General features: G+C 43.8%; 6 protein-coding genes and 1 pseudogene. 5 read left to right on the top strand and 2 right to left on the bottom strand.

The annotated features are described in order from the left end of the window. Window positions 1–90 precede the first annotated feature (90 nt). The 3 genes and pseudogenes from hflK to nhaA all read left to right on the top strand — a co-directional run. Window positions 91–771, top strand: a pseudogene (gene hflK / locus ACVBIK_RS20420) (FtsH protease activity modulator HflK); the annotation flags it as partial. Next, window positions 758–1,753: a protease modulator HflC gene (gene hflC / locus ACVBIK_RS20415; protein WP_447170398.1), complete on the top strand. Its 996-nt coding sequence runs from the start codon at window positions 758–760 to the stop codon at window positions 1,751–1,753. The pseudogene hflK and the gene hflC, both read left to right, overlap by 14 nt. Then, window positions 1,750–3,108 carry a Na+/H+ antiporter NhaA gene (gene nhaA, locus ACVBIK_RS20410; protein ID WP_447170397.1) on the top strand — a complete coding sequence of 453 codons (1,359 nt, stop codon included), beginning with the start codon at window positions 1,750–1,752 and terminating at the stop codon, window positions 3,106–3,108. The genes hflC and nhaA overlap by 4 nt, the downstream gene beginning before the upstream one ends. A 143-nt stretch (window positions 3,109–3,251) precedes the next feature. Here nhaA and trhP read toward each other — a convergent pair whose 3' ends face one another. Beyond that, complete coding sequence (gene trhP / locus ACVBIK_RS20405; protein WP_447170396.1) at window positions 3,252–4,628, bottom strand: prephenate-dependent tRNA uridine(34) hydroxylase TrhP; 1,377 nt, start codon at window positions 4,626–4,628, stop codon at window positions 3,252–3,254. Between the two features lie 288 nt (window positions 4,629–4,916). Between trhP and ACVBIK_RS20400 the strand changes: the two genes are divergently transcribed. Both ACVBIK_RS20400 and ACVBIK_RS20395 read left to right on the top strand, forming a co-directional pair. Next, on the top strand, window positions 4,917–5,759 hold the full coding sequence (locus ACVBIK_RS20400; RefSeq protein WP_447160074.1) for an HDOD domain-containing protein: 843 nt from the start codon (window positions 4,917–4,919) through the stop codon (window positions 5,757–5,759). A 126-nt stretch (window positions 5,760–5,885) separates the two neighbouring features. Next, complete coding sequence (locus ACVBIK_RS20395) at window positions 5,886–7,361, top strand: putative bifunctional diguanylate cyclase/phosphodiesterase (RefSeq protein ID WP_447170395.1); 1,476 nt, start codon at window positions 5,886–5,888, stop codon at window positions 7,359–7,361. Window positions 7,362–7,444: 83 nt separating this feature from the next. Here the strand turns inward: ACVBIK_RS20395 and ACVBIK_RS20390 are convergent, their stop codons facing one another. Continuing rightward, the gene (locus ACVBIK_RS20390; protein ID WP_447160072.1) at window positions 7,445–7,921 is read right to left on the bottom strand and encodes a thioesterase family protein; all 477 of its coding nucleotides are present in this window, start codon (window positions 7,919–7,921) and stop codon (window positions 7,445–7,447) included. Window positions 7,922–8,048 lie beyond the last annotated feature (127 nt).

Below are 8,048 nucleotides of genomic sequence, written 5' to 3'. Positions count from 1 at the left end.
GCCGAATATATGGGTGCAATGAACTCTTCTCAAAGTTGATATTAAATATCTTGCAAACCGGATGGGTCCATATATGCCGACGGTGAGCTAGAAACGCAGATGGTTACCGGTGACTTAAATGCGGCATTGGTTGAATGGGTCGTTCAGTATCGTATAGCCGAACCTATCAAGTTTTTATTCGAAGTACGCTCCCCTAGCGCCACGCTACGTGATGTCTCTGAGTCCGTTATGAGAGAAGTTGTCGGTGATCGTACTGTGGATGAGGTAATTACTATTGGCCGACAAGAAATTGAATCTGAAGCGCTCGATAAAATGCAGGCGCTGACGACCAAATATGCCATGGGGATCAATATTGATCAGGTGCAGCTTAAAAATATTAATCCTCCTAAACCGGTACAGGAATCGTTTAATGAGGTAAACCAAGCCCAGCAAGAAAAAGAAAAGCTGATTAATGAGGCTCGTCGAGATTACAACAAAGTCATTCCTTTAGCTGAAGGTGAAAAGGATCAGCGGATCCGTGAGGCTGACGGCTACCGCCTGAAAAGAATTAATGAAGCACAAGGTGATGTTGCTCGATTTAATGCGTTATTGGGACAGTACAGTAAAGCCCCTGAAGTGACACGTCAGCGGATTTACATCGAGACCATGCAGACGGTGTTGCCCGCTATTGAGTCAAAAATCATCATTGATGAACAAACTCGCAATGTTTTGCCTTTTCTAGATCTTAAACCTAAGCAAGACAAACAGGGGCAGGCTCATGAAAAAGATTAGTTCAGCGGTTACCTTTATTGTCATCGTTTTTAGCTTGCTTGCTTTGGTTGGGTCGCTTTATACGGTAAGTGAAGTAGAGCAGGTGATTATTACCCAATTTGGAAAACCGGTAGGAGAACCGATAACTGACGCGGGGCTCAATATAAAAATCCCCTTCATACAGGAGGTTAACGCTATCGATAAACGCGTACTAGAGTGGGATGGTGATCCGTCCGATATGCCAACTAAAGATAAACTTTATATCTCAGTCGATTTATTTGCGCGCTGGCGAATAACCGATCCATTACAGTATTTTTTGCGTTTACGTGATGAGCGCAGTGCTCAGTCGCGACTTGATGACATTTTGGGGAGTGAAACACGCAATGCGGTAGCGAAGCATGAATTGATTGAAATTATTCGTACCACAAAAAATAGGCAGCCTTTAAGGGATGGTCAAACGATAGAGGCTGTGAGCGACTTAACACTAGGGAATTTAGTGCCGATCACCAAAGGACGTCAGGTGATTGAAGAGGAAATATTTTCCGCTGCGACAGATAAAGTCCGAGTGTTTGGTATTGAGCTATTGGATATTCGCTTTAAGCGTATTAACTATAACGCCAGCGTAAGACCTAAAATTTATGATCGTATGATCAGTGAAAGACGTCAAATTGCAGAGCGCTTTCTTTCTGAAGGATATGGAGAAGCGGCGAGGATTAGAGGTAATCGTGTCCGTGACCTAAATAAGATCCAATCTGAAGCTTATCGTGATGTGGAGGAAATTCGAGGCTCTGCTGATGCCAAAGCGGCAGAGATATATGCGCTGGCGTATAACCAAAGTCCTCAAGCGGTGGGTTTATATGAGTTTACGCGCACAATGCAGTCTTATCAGTCAATCATGGCTGAAAATACGACTTTAGTCATATCCACCGAGAGCGATTTATTCAAGTATCTAAAGGGAGTATATCCACCAGAGGCGATAACATCCGCACCTAAGCAACAATGAACAAAAAGCAGTTCCAACCCGATGAGCGCGGTCACCCCACCCAACTTCCTAAAGAGTATGTTGACTGGATAACCCAGCCGATAACCCGATTTTTGCATATTGAAGCCGCTGCTGGCACGGTGTTGTTGTTTTTTACCCTAGCGGCTTTAGTGCTGTCTAATTCTATATGGGCTGAAACTTTTCTGTCATTGTGGGACGTTCCTGTTGGTATCACTGTGGGAACAATCGAATTTACACGTTCGCTGCGCGAGTGGATCAATGATGCATTGATGACCTTGTTCTTTTTCTTAATTGCACTGGAGCTGAAGCGAGAAATCATATTAGGGGAGCTAAAAACACCGCGTTTAGCGATGCTATCTATCAGCGGAGCTGTTGGTGGTATGTTGGTTCCAGCCTTGCTCTATTTAAGTCTTCAATTAGATCAGCCTGGCCAGTATGGCTGGGGGACTGTGATGGCAACCGATACCGCATTTGTTATTGCTTGTCTCACGTTACTTGGCCCTCGTATTCCGAAAAGTTTACGGGTCTTTATGCTCTCACTGGCAATCATTGACGATATTGGCGCCATCATTGTGGTGGCCGTAGGTTACGGTGAAGACATTCAGTTGCATTATATTGGGCTTGCCGTGATTGGATTCGTGCTGGTTAAAATTATGGCAGTGCTCGGGGTCCGCAATATCATGTTGTATTTTCTTGTCGGCGGGGCTATCTGGCTTGTAGTCGATGCTTCAGGAATGCACCCTACTGTGACTGGAGTGATATTGGGGTTGATGACTCCGACTAACCGTTGGGTAAGCGAAGCACGTTTATTGACGATAATAGAATGTGTTGTGCCATCTCACTCGATAGGAAAACAGGGGGTTTTTAGTGTAAAACGTAAAGTGCTCAAAACGGCTGAAGCGGCGACCAGAGAAGTACTTTCTCCCGTTGAACGTTTAGAGATGTTACTTCACCCCTGGATTGGTTTTGTCGTTATGCCTTTGTTTGCATTCGCTAATGCAGGTATCCCAATTTCTCTTTCAGAAATATCAGCTTCGTTGTTTACTGCTGTTTTTGTTGGTCTCGCAGTGGGTAAACCTATCGGCATTATCTTATTCTGCGGCTTAACAGTATGCACTGGTCTAGCGATAAAGCCGCCGGAACTTCATTGGTCATATCTTTTTGCTGGTGGCATATTGGCCGGAATTGGTTTTACCATGTCGCTATTTATTGCAAACCTAGCGTTTAATCCAGTTCTCATCAATGATGCAAAGCTTGGGATCTTGTCTGCCTCGTTATTCTCGGCATTAATGGGAATGGCATTATTAAGCTGGCTATTAAAGCGCGATACTAAGAACAAGCAGCAGGGGAAGTAGGGCACTAGGAAAGGAGTCGAGGGTTAAAGAGAAATGTAGATTGGCCCTATTTAGCAGCTCAATAAAAGTATTTAGCTGTTAAGCGAAAGCATTTAACTGCTAATTAAAAGACAGGCCCTAAACAGGGCCTGAAACACCCGATATTAAGCTGGAGTGTGGCTCGCTTGATGTGGGTTACGAGTATCTTGACCTTGTGGCAAGTTACGCAGTAACACGGCTTTTTCAAGCTCAACACCAGCTGGTACGTCTAGGAATACAAAGTGACCTGAACCTAGACCGGCCTCAACACTTTCACCTTTACGGTTAATTAGGCTATCAACTTTGATGGTTAAGTTACCCTGTGGCGTCATCACTTCAACGCTGTCGCCCACTAGGAACTTGTTCTTTACATCAATTTCAGCAAGGCCCGCTTCATTACGAACGCCAGTAAACTCACCAACAAACTGCTGAGTATCACTGATTGAATAGCCATAATCGTAGTTTTGATATTCATCATGTACGTGACGACGTAAGAAACCTTCGGTATAACCTCTGTGCGCTAGACCTTCTAGGTTGTGCATCAAAGTACGGTCAAAATCTTTACCTGCCGCAGCATCTTCAATCGCTTGACGATAAAGCTGGGCGGTACGTGCAACATAGTAGAAAGATTTAGTACGGCCTTCGATTTTCAGTGAATCTACGCCCATTTTTGTTAGACGATCAACATGCTGAATCGCGCGTAAGTCTTTAGAGTTCATGATGTAGGTACCATGCTCATCTTCAAACGCTGGCATGTATTCACCAGGGCGACCTGCTTCTTGTAGCAAGACGATTTGGTCAGATGGCTGACCTGCGCCTAATGTTGGCGTTTCAATCTGTACGTCTGGGTTAACGGCAATAATGTCACCGCTTTCATTTTGCTTCGCCTCATGAACATCGTACTTCCAGCGACAAGCATTGGTGCATGTACCTTGGTTAGGATCACGCTTGTTGATGTAACCAGAAAGCAGGCAACGGCCAGAATAGGCCATGCATAATGCGCCGTGAACGAACACTTCTAGTTCGATATCAGGGCAACGTTGACGAATCTCTTCGATTTCATCAAGTGATAGCTCACGCGAAAGGATCACACGCTTAATGCCTTGTGATTCCCAAAACTTAACCGATGCCCAGTTAATGGCATTAGCTTGCACTGATAAATGCACCACTTGATCAGGAAACGCTTCGCGTACCATCATGATAAGACCAGGATCTGACATGATTAACGCATCAGGCTGCATCGCAACCACAGGCTCCATATCTTTGATATACGTCTTAAGCTTGGCGTTATGCGGCGCGATGTTGCTCACCACATATAGCTTTTTGTTTAAGCTATGGGCTTCTTTAATACCCGCAGCTAAGTTTTCCATCTTAAAGTCGTTATTACGCACGCGAAGACTATATCTTGGCTGGCCGGCATAAACAGCATCGGCGCCATAGGCAAAGGCGTAACGCATATTTTTTAATGTACCAGCAGGGGACAATAGCTCAGGTTTAAACATAATAGCTTCTCTGTTAACGGATAAGGGTTCGACAATCGGCCGCGCATTTTACTTAATGCAGCAGGGCTAATGCAAGAAAGTCAGCCGCACATAATAATTGGATTTGAGTGGATCTGAGTCATTTATTATAAAACCTTGTGATCTATGCGACATTTTTCGAGCGGTTTTACTGAAAATGTACCATCTGATTAAGTATTGACCCATTAAAGTGATTTTGCACGTAACTAAAAGCGTTCTACTGATATACTCGAACCGCTGCAAATTAATACGGTTTATAAGGGAGTTGAGATGTCTACAGAACATCAAGTATTAGTTGGTTTATTAAAAAAATTAAAGTCAGACTCTTTGGTGTTACCGACCTTGCCTGAAGTGGCGATGCGAGTACAAGAAGTGGTGGGCCAAGAAGACGTTAGTCTAAAAGATGTCGCGAGTATTATCGGTCAAGATGCGGCAATTTCTGCCAGAGTTATTCGCATCGCAAATAGTGCTATGTATAGCCGTGGGGTTCCTGCTGATAACGTCAATGCAGCAATCAATCGTATTGGGTTGATGCAAATTAAATCCATCGTGACATCGGTCGCGATGGAGCAACTTTTTATTTCAACCAACCAAATGGTTTGGGAAGTGATGGATGAGGTATGGAGTTCATCCATTGATGTGACTGCCGCAGCATGCGCGATGTTGCAGAGCTACAATGCTAATCATCCGGGTAGCAAGTTAAACATCGACACGATGACGTTAGCAGGCCTAGTGCATAATATCGGCGCGTTACCGGTACTAACTGAAGCTGAAGCACAACCTGAGCTATTTAATAGCATAGAAATGTTACGAGCATTAGTGAAAAAGCTGCAAGGCCCACTTGGGCGCGCGGTACTAAAAAGTTGGGAGTTCTCACCCGATGTAATGCAAGTGGTCGAGCGCTGGGCAGATTTGACCTATAACTCAGAAAAGCTGAGTTACTTAGACTTTATTCGCGCGGCGGCCTTCTATACAGGAGAGCTTAAGGCTGGCGTGGACTTAGAACAAAGAATGGGATTTTTTATCGAGCGTGGTTTACCTGTGTCGACTGAAGAGTTAACTGGTGAACAATTTATTGAAGCATACCAATCAATTAAAGCAAGTTACGAATAATACCTCTGTTTAAACCAAAATTGATATTGCAAGTTAAACTATAGTGGTGGCTGGCGCTGGAGTTACGGGTCACTATAGTTTATAACTTAATAACTCAAACTCAATTAACGGTTAAAGTACTCATTGATGGACAGTTTTTGGATGATCTCCATTGTGTGTTTGTTGCTACTCATTTTATTAGTATGCGCACTTTGGCGGCAGCAAAAACTTCGTCATTTTGTTAATCAGCTGCGTAAATCTTTTGAGCTACACGGCTTTACTTTTCCCGCTAACAACTCTTTATCGGCGCAGCTGAGTGGGCTATCTGACTCTGTGGAAAAGTTACATATTCAGAGTCTGCAAGCCGTGCGGGATAAATTGACAGACCTTGATAACCGTTTAAGCATGAAGCGTAAAATGGCTGAGTTAATGCCATTAGATAAAGGCAGCCTGGTTCTTTTGGATATCTATCGCTTTCGTTACGTTAATGATCTGTTTGGCTTTAATTTTGGCGATGAGCTACTAAAGCAGATGGCGGCAAGAGTAAAAGATTTATCTCCCGATGGGTCTTTGATAGCAAGAATGAATGAAGATGAATTCCTTATTTACTTCACCAGCGCAATGTCGCCACTACAGCTACAGCAACTTATTGATAAGTTACAGCTCCCTTACGATATTTTTGGCAGTATCATTACCACTAGAGTACAAGTGGGCCATTTAGCTTTGGAACCCTTTCATAGTGATATCAGTACTATGCTGCGACGGTTAGATTTAGCGCTTAAAAAAGCTAAGACTCATGATGTTGCCTTATCTGAATATCTATTGGGTGATGATGCGGTGCAGCTTAGAGAAGTCTCCATTATTAATAGTTTGGCAAAGGCGTTGCGTGATGGCGAGCTTTATATGGTTTATCAGCCAAAGCAGAGTTTTCCTAAAGGAGACTGCCAGCAAGTTGAAGCATTAATGCGTTGGCAGCATCCACAACTAGGTAGCATTTCACCGGCCGAGTTTATTCCACTTGCAGAGTATTCCGGTATGATCGATATCGTCAGCCAATGGGTACTCGATGAGGTGTTTGCCCAGCAGGCATTATGGCACCAAAATGACATTAAACTTCAGGTGGCGGTCAACCTGTCGACGCAAGACTTACGTAGCGCATCTTTGATAACAGGTATAGAAGCGAGGCTAAAGCAGCATCAACTCGAGGCGAGCGCCATCTCGATTGAAATCACTGAAAGTAAATTGATGCAAGATCTCGATGGTGCTGTCGCAACGATTAACCATCTGCGTCAGCTTGGCGTCGATGTTGCGATTGATGACTTTGGGACTGGTCATTCTTCTTTAGCTTACCTTAAGTACTTACCTGTCGATGAAGTGAAGATTGATAAAGCCTTTTTGGATGATTTAGAAATTGATGCAAGAGCCCGGCATATTATGGATACCAGCATCCGTTTGGCCAAAGGGTTAGGCTTTAAGGTCACTGTAGAAGGGGTCGAAACCGAAGATATTTTACAGTTATTACTGGGTATGGGAGTGGATAAAATCCAAGGAGATATTTTTTCTCAACCGTTAAAGCCAAAAGAGCTAGAGTCACGTTGGCCTAAATTAAGTGGTATAGGCTAGTCATACCAAGCTCAACAAGTTGTCGATAAAGGTGAGTTTGTGGAACATTACCCCACCTTTATATCCTACAAGTTAGCCATCCTCTACAAGATAACAGCTTCAGCAAAGGCCTCACTCAGGCGTTCAATGAGTAATAGTGGCATGGGGCTGAGTTGACGTTTCTTGTTCATGCACACCATCTCAATTTGCGCGGTTACCGCAGGTTTCTTACCGTTTGGACGCCAGATCTCTTGTAACCATACGGTGCGATATTTACTCTCGAAGTAGAACTTGGTTCGAATATCAATAATATCAGCAAACTCAACACCATCATGGCAGAGCATATCGCTGCGATAGACTGCAAAACCTAAGTCATGTTCATCCCATAAGCTGGCCAAGCTATTTGCTCCAATAACGTGTTCTCGGGCGCGTTCGAAGTACTTTAAAAAATTAGGGTGGTAGACCACGCCTGAAAAATCGGTATCTTCATAATAGATTTGTACAGGAAAGTGATAAGTTTTACTTTGCTGAATAGGCTTAGCGTCATTGGCTTTAGGGGGGATAGCGTTAGGGTGCGACATAGTTATTTAGTGGAGTCTTTGATGCTGTAGGGTATTGGTAGACAAGCTTAACATAGTCTTTGGTTTGGCCAAGGAGTATTGGTAAACAAGCTTAACATAGCCTTTGGTTTGGCCAAGGAGTATGGGT

This window comes from Shewanella sp. 125m-1, assembly GCF_052977065.1.
Note: the sequence above shows the minus strand (reverse complement) of the source record. Positions and strands in the feature narration are given on the sequence as shown.